The organism is Shewanella japonica, from assembly GCF_002075795.1.
GTDB lineage: Bacteria > Pseudomonadota > Gammaproteobacteria > Enterobacterales > Shewanellaceae > Shewanella > Shewanella japonica.
Genome location: NZ_CP020472.1, coordinates 3,674,831 through 3,697,942, shown reverse-complemented (window position 1 = coordinate 3,697,942; position 23,112 = coordinate 3,674,831). Strand labels below are relative to the sequence as shown.

The following is a 23,112-nucleotide window of genomic DNA, read 5'->3' as shown; positions in this document are numbered from 1 at the left end:
AGCCATTTTCTTTTTAATTTCAGGAGCGAATATGCATTGCCCATTTTGTAGCGCGACAGATACTAAAGTGATTGACTCTCGACTTGTGGCTGATGGCCACCAAGTACGTCGTCGCCGGGAATGTACAGAGTGCCATGAACGCTTTACAACCTTTGAAGGTGCTGAGCTGGTGATGCCTAGAGTGATCAAACAAGATGGCACTCGTCAGCCATTTGATGAAGAGAAACTTCGTGGCGGTATGCTCAGAGCAGTTGAAAAACGCCCTGTTTCTATGGATCAAATTGAGCAAGCATTAACAAAAATAAAATCCACGCTTCGTGCGACAGGCGAACGAGAAATTGACTCTGCTATGATCGGTAACTTAATGATGGAGCAGTTAATGGTGCTTGATAAGGTTGCCTATATTCGCTTTGCTTCTGTTTATCGTGCATTTGAAGATGTGTCTCAATTTGGTGAAGCAATCGCTAAGTTACAAAAGTAACCGCATTATCATTACTTGCCGCTAGCAAAATATTGCTTTTTATCGTTTTGGTGCAATCAAGAAGGTTTTTATGTCTCAGTGGTCTATCCTTGATATTTCAATGATGAGTCTGGCAATTTCATTAGCAGAAAAAGGACGTTATACAACTCGGCCTAATCCAAACGTAGGCTGTGTGATTGCCGTTGGCGAGCAGATTATTGGTCAAGGTTATCATATTAAAGCGGGGGGCCCGCACGCTGAAATTCACGCTTTAAATGCAGTACAAACCAATCAGCAGCAAGATAAATTAAGCCAAGCCACTGCCTATGTCACCCTTGAGCCTTGCAGTCATTATGGCCGAACCCCTCCTTGTGCATTAGCGTTAATAAATGCGGGGATAAAAAGGGTTGTTATTGCTGAGGTTGATGCCAACCCGCAAGTGGCAGGTAATGGTATTCGAATGCTACAAGAAGCGGGAATTGAGGTTGAAGTCGGATTATTAACCGAGCAAGCCAAACAACTTAATCTTGGGTTTACTAAGCGAATGCTCACAGGCTTGCCACTTGTTACCATTAAGCTTGCTGCCAGTATTGATGGCAAAACGGCATTGTCTAATGGGGTGTCTAAATGGATTACAGGACCTGAAGCCCGAGCGGATGTGCAAAAGTTACGTGCTCGACAATGCGCTATTATAACTGGTGTAGAAACGCTACTTGCTGACAACCCTTCGATGAATGTCCGTTATGAAGAATTAGGCAGTGTAAAAGAGCATTTAGCAGAAAGTGAAATTAAACAACCATTAAGGGTTATTCTAGATAGTAAAGCTAGGCTAACAAATGACTTTACACTGTTTGAAATAGCGTCTCCTATACTGTTGGTTTCATGTGTGGAATACCCCGCAGAAGTGAGAGAAAGATTTAACAATCATGTTAGTTGTATCACTATTGGTGCAAATGATGATGGACGCGTTGATTTACATGCGTTATTTACTTATTTAGGTAAGCAATGCAATACGGTTCTCGTAGAAGCTGGAGCAACATTAGCGGGTAGCGTCATCAAACAAGGCTTAGGTGATGAATTGTATTTATATCAAGCGATGAAGTTACTGGGTAGCCAAGGTCGTAATTTAGTCCAGCTTGATGATTACCAAGCCATGTCAGATATCCCTAAAATACAACTTAACGATACGCGTCGAGTCGGTGCAGATCTAAGAATGATATTTGCTCTATAAGCAACAAGATTTTTTGCCATTATTTAAACGGTATTAGGCAACGAACACTGTTAAATAATATTGAATAAGATAACAAGTGAGTATTTATGTTTACCGGCATTATTGAAGCCCTAGGCACATTAAGAAAAATTGATCGCAAAGGCGATGATATTCGTTTAAATGTTGCAAGTGGTAGTTTGGATTTATCTGATGTCAAACTAGGAGATAGTATTGCAACCAATGGCGTGTGCTTAACGGTTGTACAATGTCTACCTGATGGTTATGTTGCAGATATTTCAGCTGAAACTGTCGCACTAACTGGTTTTGCTGATTATAAAGTCGGACAAAAGGTTAACCTTGAAAAAGCGGTGATGCCAACGACGCGTTTAGGCGGCCATATGGTAAGCGGGCATGTTGATGGTATTGCAAGAGTTGAGCAACGAAATGTGCGCGGAAAAGCCATCGAGTTTTGGTTACTCGCACCAGAAGACTTATCTCGATATATCGCTCATAAAGGCTCAATAACCGTTGACGGAGTTAGTTTAACAGTTAACGAAATTGATGGGCATCGTTTTAGGTTAACGATTGTGCCACATACAGCCGAAGAAACGACCTTGTTGGCTTTGCAAGCCGGCAGTAAGGTCAATATTGAAGTGGATTTAATTGCACGTTATTTAGAGCGCTTGATGAGCGCTGAAAAAGCCACAAAATCCGAAGGCGGCATCACTATGGAAATGCTAGCCAACGCCGGATTTATGCGATAGAAAATAGAATACCCGAATATATTTAGCCTATGTTGCTGATATAGAAAAACTAAACATAAAGGTCTTAACATGGCACTACACAGTATAGAAGAAATCATCGAAGATATTCGTCAGGGTAAAATGGTTATCTTGATGGACGATGAAGATAGAGAGAATGAAGGCGATCTTATCATGGCGGCCGAAAAGGTGACGCCTGAGGCAATTAACTTTATGGCGACCTATGGTCGTGGATTGATTTGCCAAACGATGACCAAAGAGCGCTGTATGCAGTTAAATTTACCTTTAATGGTAACTAATAATAATGCACAGTTCTCGACAAACTTTACTGTATCAATTGAAGCTGCAACAGGTGTAACAACAGGCATTTCAGCTCATGATCGTGCTGTTACAGTTCAGGCGGCTGTTGCAAAAGATGCTAAAGCCGCTGACTTAGTTCAGCCTGGGCATATTTTCCCATTAATGGCGCAAGATGGCGGCGTATTAACGCGTGCTGGACACACTGAAGCAGGTTGCGATTTAGCTCGATTAGCAGGTTTGGAGCCTTCAGGTGTGATCGTTGAGATTTTAAATGATGACGGCACGATGGCACGCTGTCCTGATTTAGAAGTGTTTAGTGAAAAACACGGTATTAAAATGGGGACAATTGCTGATTTAATTGAGTACCGTAATACCAAAGAAACCACTGTTGTGCGTGAAGCAGAATGTAAACTACCCACACGTTTCGGTGAGTTTACTATGGTGACATTTAGAGACACCATCGATAATCAATTGCACTATGCATTGGTAAAAGGTGAAGTGAAAGCTGATTGTTTAGTCCGTGTGCACTTGCAAAATACATTTAACGATTTGCTTCACTCTGAGCGAGATCAAAAACGTAGCTGGCCACTAGAAAAAGCGATGGAACGCATCGCTAATGAAGGTGGTGTTTTAGTGTTATTAGGCCATGAAGAGCATTCAAGTGAGATGCTAGCCAAAGTAAAAGCGTTTGAAGCAGAAGACAAAGGTCAAGCACCAACAGCGGCGAAATGGGTCGGCACCTCACGTAAAGTGGGCATCGGTTCGCAAATACTCTCAAGTCTTGGTGTCAGCACCATGAGACTATTGAGTTCGCCGAAACATTATCATTCGTTATCAGGCTTCGGTTTAGAAGTGACTGATTACATTGCAGAATAATTCACTAATTTAGTGAAGTTAACATTTATCATTAATTGCACAGGACTCAGGGCATTTTGCTGTGGTATTATACCGCCACTTTTGCCCAGAGCTGGGTGCTTTAGCTAATTTAGGTAAGATAATGAACGTAGTTCAAGGTAATATCGAAGCAAAAAATGCCAAAGTGGCGATCGTTGTATCGCGTTTCAATAGTTTCTTAGTTGAGAGTCTGCTTGATGGCGCAATAGATACACTAAAACGTTTTGGTCAGGTTGAAGATGACAACATTACTGTTGTTCGTGTTCCTGGCGCTGTTGAATTACCGCTGGCTGCACGACGTGTTGCTGCTTGTGGGAAATTTGACGGTATCATTGCACTTGGTGCTGTGATTCGTGGTGGTACTCCGCATTTTGATTTAGTTGCAGGCGAGTGTAATAAGGGTCTAGCTCAAGTTGCTTTAGAGTTTGATATTCCTGTTTCATTTGGCGTGTTAACCACAGATACCATTGAGCAAGCAATTGAGCGCTCTGGTACTAAAGCAGGTAACAAAGGTACTGAAGCTGCCCTTGGCCTACTTGAAATGGTTAATGTTCTGCAAGAATTAGAACAACAGTTGGTATAGTAGTAGGAAAAGTAATGAAGCCTTCAGAGCGCCGTAAGGCACGCCGTTTAGCTGTTCAAGCTATCTATTCGTGGCAGTTAAGCCAAAATAACGTTGCTGACGTTGAACACGAATTTTTAACTGAGCAAAACATTAACGGTGTTGATGTAGCTTATTTTCGTGAGTTGCTATCAGGTGTAGCAACAAAAGCGACTCAACTTGATGCGCTTTTAAAGCCACATTTAGATCGTGATATTGAAGACGTATCGCCAGTTGAGAAAGCCATTGTGCGCTTAGCTGCGTATGAACTCACTTATCGTAAAGATGTGCCATTTAAAGCGGCTATCAACGAAGGTATCGAATTAGCGAAAGCCTTTGGTGCCGATGACAGTCATAAGTTTGTCAATGGTATGCTAGATAAGCTTGTTACTCGTAAGTAATAAATAAAACGGTATCTTCGGATACCGTTTTTGTATGGCTTACCGATTTCTATAACAGTAGGTGGGCGGGCAACCGTACCAATTTTATCGTGAAAGAATTCCAACTTATTGAACAATTTTTCCGTGATAAAGGTCAGAAACGTCGTGATGTTCATCTCGGCATTGGTGATGACTGTGCATTAGTACAACCAGCTGAAAACAAATCTATTGCAATTTCTTGTGACACCCTCGTCGAAAATATTCACTTCCTACCTTCAATGCCTGCGCATGAGTTAGGCTATAAATCAGTGGCTGTAAATTTATCTGATTTAGCTGCAATGGGAGCAGATCCCGCTTGGATGACCCTGGCGTTAACCTTGCCTGATGTTGATAACGACTGGTTACAGCAGTTTAGTGAAGGGCTGTTTGAAGCTGCGGAATACTACAGTGTGAGCTTGATTGGTGGTGATACTACTCGTGGTCCTCGCAGTATCAATATCACGATCCATGGTCAAGTTCCTACCGGTAAAGCCTTAACTCGTGGTGGTGCAAAAATCGGTGACTGGATTTATGTCACTGGTACCTTAGGTGATTCCGCATTAGGCTTGGATATTTTGCTAGGTAAGCAAGATGTTGACCCTCAGTTTAAAGAGTTTTTGATTAATCGCCATTATCATCCAACGCCAAGGATCTTGGCTGGACAAGCCCTGCGTTCATTAGCAACCAGTGCAATTGATTTATCTGATGGTCTTAACTCCGATATTGCTCATATATTAAAAGCTTCAAACGTTGGAGCCGTCATTGATGTCAATGAATTACCGTTATCGACTTCATTGGTTGGCTCAGTGGGGCCAGAGCAAGCAATCAATTATGCTTTGACTGGGGGCGAAGATTACGAGCTTCTTTTCACTGTACCTGAAGCACAGCGGGGCGCCTTAGATACAGCCTTAATTCACGCAGGTGTTAAATTTGTCAAAATTGGACAAATATGCGCGGGTGATAAATTAAGGTTGGTATCCAATGGCGAACCATTTGAGCTAGACCTAAAAAGTTTTGAGCACTTTTAATGAATCTATTATCAAACGATCCAGCGGTAAAAAAATTATCACTTAAAAATCCAGTGCATTTCCTAGCACTTGGGTTTGGCAGTGGGCTAGCAGCTAAAGCCCCCGGCACTTTCGGTACATTAGCAGCAGTGCCATTAGTTTACTTAATGGGGCACCTTAGCTTAACCGCATTTATTATTATCACTGTGTTAAGTACGCTTATTGGCTTTTATATATGTGATAAAGCAGCCAAAGACATGGGAGTCCATGATCATGGCGCCATTGTCTGGGATGAGGTTGCTGGCTTAATGATTACCATGATAGCTGCCCCAGCGGGCTTAATATGGTTAGTCATTGGTTTTGCACTATTCCGTTTTTTTGATATTTTGAAACCTTGGCCTATTCGTTGGCTAGATGCCAAAGTGCATGGCGGCTTTGGTATTATGATTGACGATGTTTTAGCAGGCTTTTTTGCATTAATCTGTCTGCAGCTTATCTATTATTTCGTATAAGTCATGATTGATAATCACTAAAAAGCCCACCAATTGGTGGGCTTTTTAGTGATTAGTGCGCACTTTACTATCTTAGCTATTGAAGTAGCTCTCGAGCGTTAGCAAGTGTGTTTTCTGTAATAACATCACCAGCTAATAACCTTGCTAATTCACTGATCCTTTGCTCTTTATCAAGGGGTTTCATTTGTGTTTCAGTGCCACCACTTTTACTAAACTTGTTCACCAGCATATGTTGGTGACCATTACCTGCTACTTGAGGTAAATGGGTCACACAGATAACTTGAGTAGATTCCCCTAAACTGCGCAGCATTCGTCCTACAACAGCCGCAGTTGGCCCAGAAATACCGACATCGACTTCATCAAATATGAGTGTCGGGGTGGCAACTTTTTTCGCAGTAATAACCTGAATACCTAAACCAATACGTGATAACTCACCACCAGAAGCGACTTTTGCAATCGGTTGAAGGGGTTGTCCTGGGTTAGTGGTCACTTGAAATTCAACTTGATCGCTACCAGTAACAGATTGAATGTCTGGGTTAAAATTGACTTCTATAGAAAATTTACCCTTAGGCATATTCAATTCATGAATCGAACGAGTGACAAGTTTATTAAGCTCTTTTGCATAGCGAAGTCGGCTTTGGCTGAGTTTTTGAGCGCTTTTAATATAAGCTTGTTTACTGTCGTCAACTTGCTGTTGAATCTCATCTAGTCGAGTTGCATCGTTATTTAGCTCTTTTAATTCTATGGCTAATGCTTGATGGTGTTCAGCTAAATGTTCTGTTTGAACATGATGCTTTCTCGCCAGTTGCATGGCCTTGGAAATTCGTTGTTCCAAAAATGCAAAATGTTCGGGATCTAGCTCTATTTTGCTTAAATAGTCTTGAACTTCACTGGTACTTTCTTGTACCTGAATTAAGGCTTCATTGAGCATGTTTGCAACACTTTGCAATGCTGGATCAAATGATTGTAATTGATCGGCAAAACCTATCACCCGATTTAATGAGGACTCAATATTGTGCTCATCATCTTCGCTAAGCAACTGAAGCGTTAATTGACAATTTTCAATTAAATCACTGCCGTTAGCCAAGCGTTTGTGTTCTTGCTCTATTTGCTCAAATTCACCAGGCTTTAAAGCAAATTCGTCCAGTTCTTCGACTTGGTATTGTAGAAGTTGTTTGCGGGCAATACGCTCTTGTTGGTTTAACTGTAATTGTTTTAATTCATTTTCAATGAGCTTACAGCGTTGATAGCTTTTACTCACATTGTCGATAAGGATACTGTGGTTGGCATAGCTATCGAGTAAGGTAAGTTGATGCTCACTTCTAAGCATGGCATGGTGAGCGTGCTGCCCATGAATTCCGACAAATAATTGTCCTAGTGCTTTAAGTTGAGTGAGTGGGACAGGGTTACCATTAATGTAGGCTCTAGAGCGACCGTCGGCGCTAATCGTTCGACGTAAAATACATTCTTCATCGACATCAAGATCATTATCTTCAAGCCAGCGTTTAGCATACGGCACATCTTCAAGCGAAAACCGTGCAGAAACTTCCGCTTTGTTTGCCCCAGGGCGAACGGTATTGGCATCGGCTCTATTGCCTAAGCATAGGCCTAGCGCATCGATAGCGATAGATTTACCGGCACCAGTTTCCCCCGTGATGCTGGTCATTCCGGCTTTAAAGTCAAGTTCAAGAAAACGTACAATCGCAAAATTATTAATGCTTAATTGGCAAAGCATAATCAATCCCTGTGTAAAGAAACACCAAACCACTGTATTTATAAACAGTCTACACTGTTTTTATATACAGTAAAGTGCTGGTTGCTAATTTTTTTGAGTTGTATTTATGCGGAAGTTTTTAGCAGCAAGAAGTTTAGTATTTAGCTGAGCTGTTCAAGTAATTGTTCAATCAGGGGAAGGCTAATAAAGGTGGCAAGGGTACTAATCAAGATGCATTTAGCGCTCGATAACCCATAGGTTTGATAACGCTGTGCGAGTAAGTAAACACTTGCTGCAGTTGGTAATGCAGCTAAGATGACCCCCATGATAAGTAACTCGTTATCGACATTAAAATAGCGTAGTAAACCATAAGCAATCAATGGCTGAATCACGAGTTTAAGTATATTTAATATGCCCATTTCGATTGCAAGATGGTGAGGTGGTGTTTCAGGCTCTGTACCTCCATGCATTGCTTTAGCGAGAACCATACCAATCGCAAACAGCGCACATGGGCTTGAGGTATTGCCAATTAACCTCATCATCATGCTGATGCTATCAGGAATTGGGATATACAAAGCTGATGCCATGACTCCTAAAGTGCAACCAATAACAATGGGATTACTAATTAACGCATTCAACATAATATGCACAGGGTGTCGTTTTTGCTTTTTATTGATGGCAAGTTCCATATTGACCATTGCAAAGGCAAACATAATGACAGATAACAAACTCGCAATAGCAGCAGCTGTGATTGCGTGATTGTTATCTGGATAAAGCATCATCATTAGTGGAATACCAATAAATGCGGTATTACCAAAGCTGGTATTTAACCCTCTGATAGCGGCTAGTGCCGGTTGTTTTTTATCTGCGATAGATGAAATGAGCACCGTAATGAAATAGGTCACAACCATTGCAATACCAAAGGCCGCAATAAAGCCCCATTGCATGATCTCATGTATATCGGTTTCGGCTAACGCAATGAATAAAATAGCGGGGAACGCCACGTAATAGACGTATTCGTTTAATGTAAAGTCGGTATCATGAGGAAGCACTTTTAGCTTTTGAACAATAAAGCCTAGCAACATGATGCCAAAGACAGCAATAAGGGGAGTTAAAATGTTGGCCATCATCTTCTCCTTATGTGTGTCTATTGGAAGTCAATGACATTGTTGATTTGACAGTCATTGGGTTGGCGAATAAGTTAATGATGCAAGTGCAACTCTGAGCGCACGAACGAGTGAGCTCAAAGTTTATCTATAGGCTGAATGCCCATAAATCTTGCCAATAAATATTCCTAACAAAAAACTCAGTTACTGAACACTGATCCCAATATTAGAAACACCAGCGTCGACTATTTCTTTACGTAACTCTTTAACGAATTCAGCTGATAATTTAGGGTTAGCTTCAATAATATCCAGTAGCATCCCTTGTAGTTCTTTTTCTTCCTGCATCACAGGATGTGCGAAAACAAACTCTTCTACGACTTCTTCGTTTAATTCATCTTGAAGTTCATCAACACTGATAGCTTCAATGTAGTTGGCTACTGTACTTGAAGATAATTTACTGATGTTAGTAATGTCTTCTTCAATTTTACCCTGAATACCGCCAAGTAAGGTGGTTAACGCGACAGCTGCATCCATTGCTGGGTAAACTCCGTATGCTTCAAAGTTACTTGGCTCAGGGGTGTTGTCTTCTAAGCGTTGTAAATGAATGTCATAGTTAAATTTAAGTTTTTTATCGTATTGAGATTGCCACAATAGCTCTAAGACTGTGCTGAGTGTTTTTGGCTCGCCAAATTCGCAAACTTCAGAAAATAACTGATAATTTGGCAACATGCGTTGGCAAAGTGCGGTAGCAAATAATTGCTTTTGAGGTAAAGACAACGCTTTTAAACGTTTAAAAAAACCGGGTTTATGACTCATTGGGTACATCCGCTGATAACTGTGATATCACTTGATTTGCTGCTGATTCTACCTTAGTTAACTCATCAAGTAACTCAAGTATTTCTGGTTCAAGATCTTCAATGCTGGTTTTGTGCTTCAGCGCAGACTCAATTTCTTGGCAAAGCTTCTGAGTGTTAGGTACACCACAGTAACAACTTGCCCCATGAAGTTTGTGCACGGTCTGTAACATGAGTTCGCTATTGACGGTTTTAAGGGCTGTTTCAATGTTAACAACGTTATCAGGCAATGAATCAACTAACATCTGCAGCATTTCGAGGGCTAAATCAGGTTTTTGATTCGTTTGAGCAAGGCATAATTCCCAATTTAAAGTGTGCATATCAAAATGGGTAAACTTAGGTTTATTGATCCAGCGATCAATAACTCCTTTAAGGGCTGCCTCATCAATCGGCTTCGGCAGATAACCGTCCATGCCGCTACCTAAAATTAATTCTCGCTCTTCTGCAATTGCGTGGGCAGTGACGGCAATGATTGGCGTATTGCGGTTTTGTGACTCTTGACGAATCAACTTGGTTGCCGTGATGCCATCTGTGCCAGGCATTTGAATGTCCATAAAGATGACATCGAATACTTGTTGTTTAGCGTACTTAATCGCATCATCACCGTTATTCACTGATACCACATTCACAACGAGTTCTTTCAGTAAGGTATCAATTAACTTAAGGTTCGCTAAGTTGTCATCAACGGCCAGAACATTAAGGTTTTTACGCTCATAAACTGTTTCAGGCAATGTTTCAGTTAATAACGCTGTTTGCGTTGGTGGATGTATCAACTGATTCGCTAAATCATAGTCACTGACCGGCATACTCAACAGTATGTCTGTATTAGGTCTTAATCCTTGGTTTAAGATTTCTTGTTGCTCGATACCGTCATGCAATAACACCAAGCAAGCTGTCTTTTCACGAGCAAGTTTTAAGAAGCTGAGTAATTGCTCATTATCTTTAAAGCCATGGCAGCCTAAAAGAACATAATCGAAGTGCACTTTACTCGAAGACAATGTGGTTTCTAAATGTGGTAGTTGTCCAACAGACGTTAAATGCATTCCCCAAGCTTCAAAGCGGCGATTAAAGGTATCACGAGTGAGCTCTCGTGATTCAAACAGTAATAGTGTTTTATCCCGCAAAGACTCTAAGTGTAATACTTCACCGATATGGAATTGACTTAGCTCAAGCGGCAGCATAAACCAGAAAGTCGACCCTTTATTAGGCGTAGAGGTAAAACCGATTTGTCCGCCCATTTGATTGATTAAGCGTTTGGTAATCACTAAGCCTAATCCTGTACCGCCAAAGCGTCGAGATATAGACGAGTCAGCTTGCCCGAAAGCTTGGAATAAATATTCTTGTTGGCCTTCATCGATACCGATACCCGTATCAATCACTTCGCAGCGCAAGGTAATGTTTTCATCTCGCTGGCCAACTAAATGCATTTTTAAAATCACACTGCCTTCATCAGTAAATTTAATCGCATTACCAATTAAATTTGTCATGATTTGACCTACGCGCATTGCATCACCGCTGACACTTTCTGGCACGTTGTCATCAATATCGACAACTAATTCAATGCTTTTTTCATGGGCACTACCCGCCACGATACTGATGGTGTCGGCAATGGTTTCTCTCAAAGCAAAAGGCATTTTTTCAAGGACCATTTTACCCGCTTCGAGTTTAGAGAAATCAAGAATGTCATTAATGATGCCGAGTAAGTTACTGGCACTTCTTTCAATGGTTTTGATGTAATCAAGCTGGCTAGAGTGCAGGGGCGTTTTAATCAGTTGTCGAGAAAAACCAATGACACCATTAAGCGGAGTACGTAACTCGTGAGACATGTTTGCTAAAAATTCAGATTTTATTCTGCTAGCTTCAAGCGCCCGTTTTTTAGCTAAGTCCAACTCAACGTTTTGAATCTCAATTTGCTCTAAGGTTTCACGTAGATCAGAAGTCGCTTGGTCAATATTTTGCTGCATTTCATCGTGATATTCAGACAAGGAGCTTGCCATGGCATTAATGCCACGTTTCAGTAAATCTAGCTCACCGATAAGTTGTCCCTCAAGGCGAGTATCGAGCTTTCCTTCACGGATTTTTGCGACGACCCGAACCATTTCTGTAATTGGGTAGTTCACATGCTTTACTAATCGAAAGGTGAAAAATAGATTTAACTGCACCCCGATTAATACAATAACAAAAGCCGCTATCGCTGCCCGATGTTGTTCTAATAATGCATTTTCTTTGTTTAATAATATTGAAATGTAGCCCAGTATTTGCTGACCTTCAGCATTATTGATAACGCTAGTTCCTGTCGGAGCAGGAGAGGCTGTTGCAATATAGTTATTGGTTTTGGGCGCAATACCGGTATGGGATAAAATAGGCACACGAATGACCATAGTATCGTCTATGGTTTCATATTGGCTGGCGATTAAATTTCTCAGCGCTAGTGGATATCGCATACTTTCGAAATCTTTATGGTAGTGCGAGGTGACAAACAGTTGGTTGTCGCTATCAAAAATGGCGATAGAGTGAATCAAAGAGGAGTTGTTTAATTGCGATGCGGCTAATAAGCGTTTAGTGGCTTCTCTATCTTCGGTGACAAGACCAAATTCACTTGCAATAGCCAATGGTTCGACAATACTACGGCCTTGGGCGATTAAGGTTTCTTCAAGTTCATAAAAACGGTTTATGGTGAAGTAACTTCCAAGTAGAATACCCACCATCACGGTAGGCGCTAACGCAAGTACAAGCACCCACGAACGGAGGCTGTATTTGGTCATGTTGTTAGCATTATTCATCGTGAAGTAATTATTCCTAAAGACTTTTATCAAATATGTTGTCTAGATTGCCAGAAATAGAGCACTCTTGACCAGTTTTTTATTCCATACCAGAGGCCAAAATGGCGCAATTTTTTAAAGCAAAACCGAACAAAACGAAGCAGTTATCAGCTAAGTTGAGTTTAACGGTAACACAACTTGATCACCTTGGCGCTGGTATAGCACAGCATAATGGTAAGGTCGTGTTTATACCTGGTGCGCTCCCTGGTGAAAAAGTGACGGTACAGCTAACAGAACAAAAGAAAAAATACGCTAAAGCGAAATTAATCGGTATAGACGAAAAAACACCAAATCGTGCCAAAGCAAAATGTCCACATTATCAACAGTGTGGCGGTTGTGATTTACAACACTTAAGCATAGATGCACAACGTCAACATAAACAAGCTGCCTTAACTAATTTAATGAGCAAACTGGCAGTAGATGTCGAAGACGGTATTCTTACTGAGCCTGTCGTCAGTGAAGATTGGCATTATCGCCGAAGAGCAAGGCTAGCTACGCTGTTTAATAAGAAATCAAAAATGCTCGAATTAGGCTTCCGTGCTGCCAATAGCAATAATATTGTGCAAATAAAACAATGTGATGTATTAGCGAAGTCATTATCAAATTTAATTACACCGTTTACCGCATTACTTAATCAACTTCATGCTAAGACAACGTTAGGGCATGTGGAGTTAACTGAAGCAGAAAATGGCGTGTTTGCGGTATTACGCATCACTAAAGCTTTGAAAGAAAGTGATAGTCAGTTACTCATCGAGTTTGCCAAAGCGCAAAAGATTCATTTGCTAACTCAAGATAATGAAGGTCAATTACAGTCTCTGTTTGTGGCAGATGAGCCTCCAGCCGATGTCATTACTGAGAATCATATTAGATTACCTTTTTATCGGTTAGCTGAAGGCCAAGTTCAGTGCCAGTTCAGTCCTGGTAATTTTGTGCAAGTGAATGCGGATATTAATCAAAAGATGGTTGCTCAAGCTATTGAGTGGTTAGCACCTAAAGAAAATGAACGAATTTTAGATTTGTTTTGTGGGGTAGGTAATTTTAGTTTGCCATTGGCGTTACAAGCCGCAGATGTAGTTGGGGTTGAAGGCGTGCCTGAAATGGTGGCTCAAGCCAATCAAAATGCGAAAGAAAACCAATTAAACAATATTCATTTTTACCATGCCGATTTAAGTGCTGATTTATCTGAGGCAAGCTGGTTAGGACAAATTGATAAATTACTTCTCGATCCGGCTCGTGCCGGTGCATATGAAAGTTTGCAATGGTTATCTAAAATGAAACCTGCAAAAGTGGTCTATGTATCCTGTAACCCAGCGAGTTTAGCGCGCGATAGTCAGGTGTTAATTGAGCAAGGTTATCAATTGAGTAAATTGACTATGTTAGATATGTTTCCACAAACGCATCATATTGAAGCGATGGCATTATTTGAAACTCGCTAAGTTGAACCAGCCAAAGCAAGTCGGCTCATTTTTTGGTTATTGGCTAAAGGTTTTTGGGGAATGTTGCTCACGTAACACTAAATTCATTCTAGATGATTTATTATTGATATTACGTGTCGCCAATACCCAGAACAACTCACTTTTGGCCAAACAATAAGCTGAAATTTGAATTTTACGTAAGAATTTGTAAATTGAGTAATATTAATTTGACATAAAATACTCAACCCTCAAGATGACTATTTTTATCTGTGCAGGGCGAAATGCGCTGCGTTAGTTTTGTTGATATTGCTTGTTTCATTGTAAGGGTAAAATAAGTACCGAAAAGGAAGTTTACTATGGTCTCAGTCCGAGAAGCACATTTCAATTCATCAGATTTTAATATCGATGAATGGGTTAAGCGTTATATAGAAAACGCCGAAGAAGCCCAAATGTTGCTGGAACTTATTCAACAGCTCGATGCTTTGCCAACCGCAACGCCAGATGTTCATCGTGGATTACTTGACCGAGCACGAGAGATGGTCGAGATTCTTGCCCCTTTAAACATGGACATCGAAACCCTGCAGGCCTCACTGCTTTTTATCGTTCATGATGAAGGCATATTATCCATTGAGGATATCGAAGAAAAATTTGGTGCAAGTTTAAGTAAACTTGTGGCGAGTGTTGTCACCATGGAAGCCATTGGTGCACTAAAAGTCAGCCAAGATTCTCGTGCAGCCGAACCGCAAATTGATAATATTCGTAAAATGCTATTGGCTATGGTCGAAGATGTTCGTGCTGTAGTAATAAAACTTGCTGAGCGGTTACGTTTACTTCGTGAAGTCAAAAATGGCGATGAAGAAACTCGGGTTTTGATTGCGCGTGAAGTTGCTGATATTTATGCCCCTCTTGCCAACCGGTTAGGTATCGGCCAACTTAAATGGGAACTAGAAGACATCTCTTTTAGATACCTGCACCCAGTTGTTTATAAAGATATTGCTAAGCAATTAGACGGTAAACGTGTCGATCGAGAAGTGTTTGTCGATAAGTTTGTTACTCAGCTGCAAGAGCGTTTAGATAAAGATAATATTCGCGCTAAAGTCTACGGTCGTCCAAAGCATATTTACAGTATTTGGCGAAAAATGAAGGGTAAAGACCTTACCTTTGATGAGCTATTTGATGTACGAGCGGTGCGAATTGTCACTGATCGCTTGCAAGACTGTTATGGTGCTTTAGGGGTTGTGCATACCTTGTGGCACCATATTCCGCGAGAGTTCGATGATTATGTCGCAAACCCAAAACCTAATGGCTATCAATCTATCCACACTGTGGTTGTGGGCCCAGAAGGCAAGACCGTTGAAATACAAATCCGCACAGAAACCATGCATCAAGATGCAGAGCTCGGTGTGGCAGCTCACTGGAAGTATAAAGAAGGTACTGCTGGTGGTAAACAAAGTGGCTATGAAGAAAAAATTAACTGGCTACGTAAGATTTTATTGTGGCAAGAGGATGTGGCTGAAACTGGCAACCTTGTCGAAGAAGTGCGCAGTCAGGTTTTCGAAGACCGAGCATATGTATTTACCCCCAATGGTGAGGTAGTCGATTTACCGCTAGGTTCCACGGTACTGGATTTTGCTTACTACATTCACTCCCATGTCGGTCACAAATGTATTGGCGCTAAAGTGGATGGGCGTATTGTGCCGTTTACATACCAAGTTGAGACCGGTGAACGAATTGAAATCATCACCTCAAAACACCCTAACCCGAAACGCGATTGGCTTAACCCTAACTTAGGCTACATTAAGTCATCTCGTTCACGCTCTAAAATTCAGCACTGGTTTAAACAACAAGACCGTGACAAAAACATGGTTGCAGGTAAAGAATTACTAGAGGCTGAACTAGCAAGAGTGTCGCTGAAACTTAAAGATGCTCAAGTTGCGGTTGAGCGTTTTAACATGAACTCTATGGATGACATGTTAGCGGCGATAGGTGGGGGGGATTTACGTTTAAACCAAGTGGTCAACTTTGTTGAAACTAGCTTGCGTAAAGAGCCGAGTACAGAACAAGAAATTGTCGAAGAAATCATTAAACGCTCCCATACAAAGCCTGCTCGCAAAGGCAAAGGTCAGGTCGAAGTTAATGGGGTAGGCAATTTATTAAGCCACATTGCAAGTTGCTGTAAACCTGTTCCTGGAGATGAAATATTTGGTTATATCACCATGGGGCGTGGCGTATCGGTACATCGTAGTGATTGCTCACAAGTTAAAGAGTTAATGCGTGCTCACCCTGAGCGCAGCGTGGAGGTCGTTTGGGGCGAGAACTATTCAGGTGGTTATCGCATTAAAGTCCAAGTGAGCGCTCACGATAGAAGCGGCTTGTTAAGAGACGTCACAACGGTGCTTGCGGCTGAAAAGTCCAATGTGATGGCGATGAGCTCAACATCGGATGAAAAAAATCAAACTGCTGCAGTCGACCTTGAATTAGAACTGTATAATTTAGATGGCTTATCAAGAATATTAGTTAAGCTTGGTCAGATAGAGGGTGTGATTGAAGCAAGACGTTTATAATCATTCGACTAGTTGAAAGTGATACGTTTTAATTAAGGTGGTAAATCAACTGGTTTACCACCTTTTTCTTTCATAGCTTTAGTTTACTGTTTGTCCCATTTTTAAAACGCGCAAAAGAGTATTTACCATGTCACAAACTCCAGATTCTGCTGAATTAGATGCCCTGTTAGTAAGCCAGCCAAAAAACATTATTCAACCATTGTTAAACATAATGGAAAAACTGCGAGATCCTGAAACGGGATGCCCATGGGATAAACAACAGACATTTGCGAGCATAGTGCCGTTTACGCTTGAAGAGGCTTATGAAGTCGCTGATGCCATTGAGCAAGCCGACTTAACATCATTACCAGATGAGCTAGGCGACTTGTTATTTCAAGTGGTGTTTTACTGTCAATTAGGAAAAGAGCAGGGTTTATTTGATTTTGCCACCGTAGTAGATAAAATTTGCGATAAATTAACCCGCCGACACCCGCATGTATTTCATCAACAAAGCGCTCTAAAGCTAGGTTCAACTAACAGTGCGCCTACTAACACTGTGCCAACTAACAATGACACGGCAATAGACAACGCCGAAAAAGTCAAACAGTCTTGGGAGGCGATTAAACAAACAGAGCGTGAACAAAAACAGCAGTTTTCTCTACTTGATGATATTCCAGTATCACTTCCTGCGTTAAATCGCGCGATTAAAATTCAAAAACGAGTTGCAAAAGTCGGCTTTGATTGGCCTGATTTAGCCCCTGTTGTCGCTAAAGTCCATGAAGAAATAGACGAAGTCATGGAAGAGGCGAAACATTTACAAGCTGAGCCAGAAATCTACCAAGCTAAAGTGGTTGATGAAATGGGGGATTTACTTTTTGCTGTAGCCAATATGGCGCGGCATCTAGGTGTTAATCCTGAATCTGCTTTACGACAAGCGAATCAAAAATTTGAGCGTCGATTTAAAGGTGTTGAAAGTTTAGCTGAAAAAAGTACAAAACCCATGAGTGAGCATACACTCGAAGAGCTAGACGCATATTGGGATACCGTTAAGCAAACCGAGCGAAGCAAATAATTGCAGGCTTGAATAAGAGAAAGTTGTTTATAGAGATTGAACTTAACAATTTTGAGCTAAACAACGATGAACTTAACAACGATGAGCCCATTATTTAGCATTAATTAAGTCAAAAGTTGAAAGATAACGACAGTCATTATTCATTATGGTATCAGTCCCAAAGGCATCAGTCGTTAAAATACTGGGCGTTAAACCATTATGCGCTAAGAAACTGGCGGCTAAGGTACTTGTGACTAAGGTACTTGTGGAAAAGATATTGGAATAGATTATGGCCATAAGTATTTGAAATAAAGTGTGGCATTCACAGCTGAGGCAATGAATTTTACTTATTGCCGTGTTTAATCGCACCACTAAGAATAGAATCAATTGGTTAAATTAAACTTTGTTGCGGGGATAGATGGGTAACAGGCTCGCTAAAACAGTGAGCATAAGTTTTATATCAATTTAATGAGTTTATTGTTTGTTGTTATCAGGCTAATTTGGTAGAATGTCGCCCCGTCCTAGTGCTTTCTTACAAGCACGTATTTTTCAAACTCACATTCTCAGGTTCAGCATGACTACAAGGTATATCTTCGTTACTGGTGGCGTTGTTTCTTCACTAGGTAAAGGCATTGCAGCAGCGTCGCTCGCAGCAATTTTAGAGGCGCGTGGCCTCAATGTAACCATTATGAAACTGGACCCATACATTAACGTTGATCCAGGTACCATGAGCCCGACTCAGCACGGTGAAGTATTCGTGACTGAAGATGGTGCTGAAACTGACTTAGACTTAGGTCATTATGAGCGTTTCATTCGTACCAAAATGAACCGTCGTAACAACTTCACTACTGGTCGTATTTACGAGCAAGTATTACGTAAAGAGCGTCGTGGTGATTATTTAGGCGCAACCATTCAGGTCATACCGCATATTACTAATGCGATTAAAGAGAAAGTACTTGAAGGTGGTGAAGGCCATGATGTTGCTATCGTAGAGATTGGTGGCACTGTGGGTGATATTGAATCATTGCCTTTCTTAGAGTCTATTCGTCAATTAAGTGCAGAGCTAGGACGTGATCGCACTTTATTTATGCATTTAACCTTAGTGCCTTTCTTAGGTGCTGCAGGTGAGATTAAGACTAAACCTACACAGCACTCTGTTAAAGAGTTGCGTTCAATTGGTATTGCGCCAGATGTACTTGTATGTCGTGGTGACCGTGCGATCCCTGTGAATGAAAAAGCAAAGATCTCGCTATTCTGTAATGTAGAAGAAAAAGCCGTTATCTCGCTTAAAGATGTTGACAGTATCTACAAAATCCCAGCGTTACTTCGCTCGCAAGGTCTTGATGAATTAGTTATCAAGCGCTTTGGTATTGATTGTAAAGAAGCAGATTTATCTGAGTGGGAAAATGTAATTTACCAAGAAGCTAACCCAACAGGTGAAATCACTATTGGTATGGTGGGTAAATACATTGAATTACCTGATGCTTACAAGTCAGTTAATGAAGCATTAAAACATGCTGGCCTGAAAAATCGTTTAACCGTTAATATCACATACGTAGATTCACAAACTGTTGAAGCAAAAGGTGCTGAAGTTTTAGAAGGCTTAGACGGTATCTTGGTTCCTGGTGGTTTCGGTGAACGTGGTGTTGAAGGCAAAATTTATGCTGCTAAATACGCCCGTGAAAATAACGTACCTTATTTCGGTATCTGTTTAGGTATGCAAGTGGCATTGATTGAGTTTGCTCGTAACGTTGCGAACCTTGAAAATGCGCATTCAACAGAATTTGATTCTTCAACTGACCACCCAGTTATTGGTTTGATCACTGAGTGGATCAATGAAGAAGGTAATATTGAGAAGCGTCATGAAGAGTCAGATCTAGGTGGCACGATGCGTTTAGGCGCTCAGCTTTGTCATTTACTGGAAGGTTCTAAAGCTGCAGCGGCGTATAATTCGAATACGTGTGTTGAACGTCATCGTCATCGTTTTGAAGTGAATAACAACTACGTTGAGCGCTTAGAGAAAGCAGGATTAGTATTCAGCGGTCTTTCATCTGACCGCAAGTTAGTTGAAATGATCGAGCTGCCAAATCACCCTTGGTTTGTTGCGGGTCAATTCCATCCAGAGTTCACCTCGACGCCACGTGATGGCCACCCACTATTTGAAGGGTTTGTAGCTGCCGCTGCTGCCCATCAAAAAGGTGATGCTAGCTAAATAATGAAAGCCATTGATGCCAACATCAATGGCTTTTTTTTTGTCCATAGACAATCTTGTGCGCTTTGATAGTTGCTGCGCTAACATAATAGGTCTATGCTATGCTGCGAATTGATTTTAAATTACCAAACTGAAAGTGAAATACCAATAGTGATTCATTATTTAGATTAATGTTACTGATTATTGGTATTGATTTTCTATTTTAATTTTATCTTACATATATCGAGGATATTATGGCTAACATTATTAACGTCATTGGTCGCGAAATCATGGATTCGCGTGGTAACCCAACAGTAGAAGCTGAAGTACATCTTGATGATGGCTCTTTTGGTATGGCTGCGGCACCATCAGGTGCATCTACTGGTTCACGTGAAGCATTAGAATTACGTGACGGCGACAAAGCACGTTACTTAGGTAAAGGTGTCTTAAAAGCAGTTGAAGCGGTAAACGGCCCAATTGCAGATGCACTAAAAGGTAAAGATGCATTGGCTCAAGCTGAACTTGACCAAATCATGATTGACTTAGATGGTACTGAAAATAAAGCTAAATTTGGTGCTAACGCTATTTTAGCTGTTTCTTTAGCTGCGGCTAAAGCTGCTGCAGCATCAAAGAAAGTGCCTTTATACGTTCATATCGCTGATTTAAACGGTACGCCTGGTGTTTACTCTATGCCACTACCAATGATGAACATCATTAATGGTGGTGAGCATGCTGATAACTCAGTAGATATTCAAGAATTTATGATTCAGCCTGTTGGCGCTGCTAATTTCCGTGAAGGTTTACGCATGGGTGCTGAAGTATTCCATAGCCTAGCGAAAGTCTTAAAAGCTGACGGTCATTCAACTGCAGTGGGTGATGAAGGTGGTTTTGCACCTAACCTTCCATCTAATGCATCAGCATTAGCTGCAATTAAAGTCGCTGTAGCGAATGCTGGTTACGAGTTAGGTAAAGACATCACACTAGCGATGGATTGTGCCGCATCTGAGTTTTATGACAAAGAAGCAAATATCTATGACCTTAAAGGTGAAGGTAAAAAGTTCACTTCAGAAGAGTTTAACTACTTCTTACAAGATCTAACGAAAGAATACCCAATTGTTTCAATTGAAGATGGTCTTGACGAGTCTGATTGGGACGGTTTTGCACACCAAACTAAATTGTTAGGTGACAAAATCCAATTAGTTGGTGACGATTTATTCGTGACAAACACTAAAATTTTGAAGCGCGGTATCGACAACGGTATTGCTAACTCAATCTTAATCAAATTTAACCAAATTGGTTCGTTAACTGAAACGTTAGCTGCAATCAAAATGGCTAAAGACGCAGGCTTTACTGTCGTTATTTCTCACCGTAGTGGTGAAACAGAAGATGCAACGATTGCAGACTTAGCTGTTGGTACTGCTGCAGGCCAAATTAAAACGGGCTCATTAAGCCGTAGTGATCGTGTGGCTAAGTACAACCAACTACTTCGTATCGAAGAAGCACTAGGTGAAAAAGCACCTTATAACGGTTTAAAAGAAGTGAAAGGCCAAGCTTAATTTCAAATCTTAGCTAAATCTTAAAAAGGTCACCACTAGGTGGCCTTTTTTGTTGTACTATAGCATTACTATTATTTTTAAATTTCGCCGAAAACCAACTATATGAAACGACTTTTACTATTACTTTTTATCTTAGTAGGCTTGTTGCAGTATCGACTATGGTTAGGCGAGAACAACCTTTCTCAGTATATGAATTTGCAAAAGCAAATTGCCAGCCAACAAGAAAGTAATAATAAACTTATTGCAAGAAACCTCGTGCTTAAAGAAGAGATTATTGATCTTAAAAGTGGCACTGAAGCAATTGAAGAACGTGCTCGCAATGAGCTAGGCATGGTAAAGGAAGGAGAAACTTTCTTTCGTGTCGTAGGTAATAATCCTCGTAATAATTCTACCTTTGGTCAGTAAAAAAATGATGAAGTCTGTAACATCAGATGTGATTGCCATTGTTCCGGCAGCTGGCATTGGCGCAAGAATGGGCGCCACTATTCCCAAACAGTATTTAGCACTTGGTGAGCAAAGTATTTTAGCCCACACCTTAGATAGCTTAATCGCTCATGCTGATATCAGTGAAGTCATTGTTGCTTTGCATCCTGACGATCGATTCTTTGAGACATTGTCTCAGGCTGAACATCCAAAGATAACAACTGTTATCGGCGGAGATGAACGAGCTGATTCTGTGCTCGCCGCTCTTAGCGCTATCTGTAAAAATGATCACAGCACTCAGCCTAAATGGGCATTGGTTCATGATGCAGCAAGGCCATGTTTAACCCAAACTGATATCGATAAATTATTGTCTTCTCGAGAGCAATTTCCACAAGGCGCTATTTTGGCTATGCCGGTAAGAGATACCATGAAAAGGTGTGAGTTATCGAGTCTGTCAATTGCAGAAACCGTGTGCCGAGATAATTTATGGCATGCATTGACGCCACAGCTATTCCCAGCAGGGCAGTTGCAACAACATCTATCATCAGCACTTGAGCAAAATATCACGATTACAGATGAAGCCAGTGCGATGGAGTGGGCTGGCGTGAAGCCAGGCTTGGTCAACGGTAGAGCTGACAATATTAAAGTGACTCACCCTGATGATCTGCAACTTGCAAAGTTGTTTTTAGCGCATATCAATAGCAAATAAGCTTGATAAACCTATACGCATAAACATTAACGAAAAGTGATAATGATGAATATACGAATTGGACATGGTTTTGACGTACACAAGTTTGGTGGCGATAAGCCACTTATTTTAGGTGGTGTCACAGTACCTTATGAGACGGGATTAATTGCTCACTCTGATGGTGATGTTGTGCTGCATGCTGTTTCAGATGCGATTTTAGGCGCTATGGCGCTTGGAGATATCGGTAAGCATTTTCCTGACACCGATGCTGAATTTGCAGGGGCTGATAGCCGTGTTTTATTAAGACATTGCTTTAATCTCGCAAAGCAGAAGCAATTTATTGTAGGCAACCTTGATGTCACTATTATTGCTCAAGCGCCTAAAATGCTACCTCATATTGAAGCCATTCGTCAGTGTATTGCGACTGATTTAGAGACGCATGTTGAGAATATTAATGTTAAAGCGACAACGACCGAAAAGTTAGGTTTTACAGGTCGCAAAGAAGGTATAGCCGTTGAGTCAGTTGTATTAATGACACAAAAATAGTTAAACCGTTTTCTTGTAAGTGCCGTTCAACTTACAACC

General features: G+C 41.0%; 21 protein-coding genes. 16 read left to right on the top strand and 5 right to left on the bottom strand.

Going from position 1 to position 23,112, the window contains the following annotated elements:
* Positions 1 to 31 precede the first annotated feature (31 nt).
* The 8 genes from nrdR to SJ2017_RS15845 all read left to right on the top strand — a co-directional run bounded on the left by nrdR (position 32) and on the right by SJ2017_RS15845 (position 6,164).
* On the top strand, positions 32 to 481 hold the full coding sequence (nrdR, locus tag SJ2017_RS15880) for a transcriptional regulator NrdR (RefSeq protein WP_055023753.1): 450 nt from the start codon (positions 32 to 34) through the stop codon (positions 479 to 481).
* 70 nt (positions 482 to 551) lie between these two features.
* Positions 552 to 1,691 (top strand): bifunctional diaminohydroxyphosphoribosylaminopyrimidine deaminase/5-amino-6-(5-phosphoribosylamino)uracil reductase RibD, encoded by a 1,140-nt coding sequence (gene ribD, locus SJ2017_RS15875; RefSeq protein ID WP_080916369.1) that lies wholly within the window; start codon positions 552 to 554, stop codon positions 1,689 to 1,691.
* 86 nt (positions 1,692 to 1,777) lie between these two features.
* Complete coding sequence (locus SJ2017_RS15870) at positions 1,778 to 2,434, top strand: riboflavin synthase (RefSeq protein ID WP_080916368.1); 657 nt, start codon at positions 1,778 to 1,780, stop codon at positions 2,432 to 2,434.
* Between the two features lie 69 nt (positions 2,435 to 2,503).
* Complete coding sequence (gene ribBA / locus SJ2017_RS15865; protein ID WP_055023756.1) at positions 2,504 to 3,607, top strand: bifunctional 3,4-dihydroxy-2-butanone-4-phosphate synthase/GTP cyclohydrolase II; 1,104 nt, start codon at positions 2,504 to 2,506, stop codon at positions 3,605 to 3,607.
* Positions 3,608 to 3,728: 121 nt separating this feature from the next.
* Positions 3,729 to 4,208 carry a 6,7-dimethyl-8-ribityllumazine synthase gene (ribH, locus tag SJ2017_RS15860; RefSeq protein ID WP_055023789.1) on the top strand — a complete coding sequence of 160 codons (480 nt, stop codon included), beginning with the start codon at positions 3,729 to 3,731 and terminating at the stop codon, positions 4,206 to 4,208.
* 14 nt (positions 4,209 to 4,222) lie between these two features.
* A complete protein-coding gene (gene nusB / locus SJ2017_RS15855; RefSeq protein WP_080916366.1) occupies positions 4,223 to 4,627 on the top strand; it encodes a transcription antitermination factor NusB in 405 nt (134 codons plus the stop codon).
* 89 nt (positions 4,628 to 4,716) lie between these two features.
* Positions 4,717 to 5,673 carry a thiamine-phosphate kinase gene (gene thiL / locus SJ2017_RS15850; protein ID WP_055023758.1) on the top strand — a complete coding sequence of 319 codons (957 nt, stop codon included), beginning with the start codon at positions 4,717 to 4,719 and terminating at the stop codon, positions 5,671 to 5,673.
* Positions 5,673 to 6,164 (top strand): phosphatidylglycerophosphatase A family protein, encoded by a 492-nt coding sequence (locus SJ2017_RS15845; RefSeq protein ID WP_065108629.1) that lies wholly within the window; start codon positions 5,673 to 5,675, stop codon positions 6,162 to 6,164. Before thiL ends, SJ2017_RS15845 begins: the two co-directional genes overlap by 1 nt.
* A gap of 76 nt (positions 6,165 to 6,240) precedes the next feature.
* Here the strand turns inward: SJ2017_RS15845 and recN are convergent, their stop codons facing one another.
* The 4 genes from recN to barA all read right to left on the bottom strand — a co-directional run bounded on the left by recN (position 6,241) and on the right by barA (position 12,603).
* Entirely contained in the window at positions 6,241 to 7,899 is a 1,659-nt protein-coding gene (gene recN, locus SJ2017_RS15840; protein ID WP_080916365.1) for a DNA repair protein RecN, read from the bottom strand.
* 140 nt (positions 7,900 to 8,039) lie between these two features.
* Positions 8,040 to 9,005 (bottom strand): AEC family transporter, encoded by a 966-nt coding sequence (locus SJ2017_RS15835; protein WP_080916363.1) that lies wholly within the window; start codon positions 9,003 to 9,005, stop codon positions 8,040 to 8,042.
* A 183-nt stretch (positions 9,006 to 9,188) separates the two neighbouring features.
* The gene (locus tag SJ2017_RS15830; RefSeq protein ID WP_065108626.1) at positions 9,189 to 9,800 is read right to left on the bottom strand and encodes a YjaG family protein; all 612 of its coding nucleotides are present in this window, start codon (positions 9,798 to 9,800) and stop codon (positions 9,189 to 9,191) included.
* On the bottom strand, positions 9,790 to 12,603 hold the full coding sequence (gene barA, locus SJ2017_RS15825) for a two-component sensor histidine kinase BarA (RefSeq protein ID WP_478007858.1): 2,814 nt from the start codon (positions 12,601 to 12,603) through the stop codon (positions 9,790 to 9,792). The genes SJ2017_RS15830 and barA overlap by 11 nt, the downstream gene beginning before the upstream one ends.
* Before the next feature lie 119 nt (positions 12,604 to 12,722).
* Between barA and rlmD the strand changes: the two genes are divergently transcribed.
* From rlmD to mazG, 3 genes are all read left to right on the top strand, one after another.
* Positions 12,723 to 14,096, top strand: a complete 1,374-nt coding sequence (gene rlmD, locus SJ2017_RS15820) for a 23S rRNA (uracil(1939)-C(5))-methyltransferase RlmD (protein ID WP_055023764.1) — start codon at positions 12,723 to 12,725, stop codon at positions 14,094 to 14,096.
* Between the two features lie 335 nt (positions 14,097 to 14,431).
* Positions 14,432 to 16,639 carry a GTP diphosphokinase gene (gene relA, locus SJ2017_RS15815; RefSeq protein WP_055023765.1) on the top strand — a complete coding sequence of 736 codons (2,208 nt, stop codon included), beginning with the start codon at positions 14,432 to 14,434 and terminating at the stop codon, positions 16,637 to 16,639.
* A gap of 211 nt (positions 16,640 to 16,850) precedes the next feature.
* A complete protein-coding gene (mazG, locus tag SJ2017_RS15810; RefSeq protein ID WP_244899810.1) occupies positions 16,851 to 17,690 on the top strand; it encodes a nucleoside triphosphate pyrophosphohydrolase in 840 nt (279 codons plus the stop codon).
* A 90-nt stretch (positions 17,691 to 17,780) separates the two neighbouring features.
* Here the strand turns inward: mazG and SJ2017_RS21605 are convergent, their stop codons facing one another.
* Positions 17,781 to 17,966, bottom strand: coding sequence for a hypothetical protein (locus SJ2017_RS21605; protein WP_167692933.1), 186 nt, complete (start codon positions 17,964 to 17,966; stop codon positions 17,781 to 17,783).
* A 277-nt stretch (positions 17,967 to 18,243) separates the two neighbouring features.
* On the opposite strand from SJ2017_RS21605, the gene SJ2017_RS15805 reads away from it, so the two are divergent.
* From SJ2017_RS15805 to ispF, 5 genes are all read left to right on the top strand, one after another.
* Entirely contained in the window at positions 18,244 to 19,881 is a 1,638-nt protein-coding gene (locus tag SJ2017_RS15805; RefSeq protein ID WP_055023767.1) for a CTP synthase, read from the top strand.
* Positions 19,882 to 20,114: 233 nt separating this feature from the next.
* Complete coding sequence (gene eno, locus SJ2017_RS15800; RefSeq protein WP_055023768.1) at positions 20,115 to 21,416, top strand: phosphopyruvate hydratase; 1,302 nt, start codon at positions 20,115 to 20,117, stop codon at positions 21,414 to 21,416.
* Positions 21,417 to 21,518: 102 nt separating this feature from the next.
* Positions 21,519 to 21,821 (top strand): cell division protein FtsB, encoded by a 303-nt coding sequence (gene ftsB, locus SJ2017_RS15795; protein ID WP_080916359.1) that lies wholly within the window; start codon positions 21,519 to 21,521, stop codon positions 21,819 to 21,821.
* A 4-nt stretch (positions 21,822 to 21,825) separates the two neighbouring features.
* Positions 21,826 to 22,548 carry a 2-C-methyl-D-erythritol 4-phosphate cytidylyltransferase gene (gene ispD / locus SJ2017_RS15790; RefSeq protein WP_080917502.1) on the top strand — a complete coding sequence of 241 codons (723 nt, stop codon included), beginning with the start codon at positions 21,826 to 21,828 and terminating at the stop codon, positions 22,546 to 22,548.
* A 45-nt stretch (positions 22,549 to 22,593) separates the two neighbouring features.
* Positions 22,594 to 23,073 carry a 2-C-methyl-D-erythritol 2,4-cyclodiphosphate synthase gene (gene ispF, locus SJ2017_RS15785; RefSeq protein WP_055023771.1) on the top strand — a complete coding sequence of 160 codons (480 nt, stop codon included), beginning with the start codon at positions 22,594 to 22,596 and terminating at the stop codon, positions 23,071 to 23,073.
* The last annotated feature ends 39 nt before the right edge of the window (positions 23,074 to 23,112 follow it).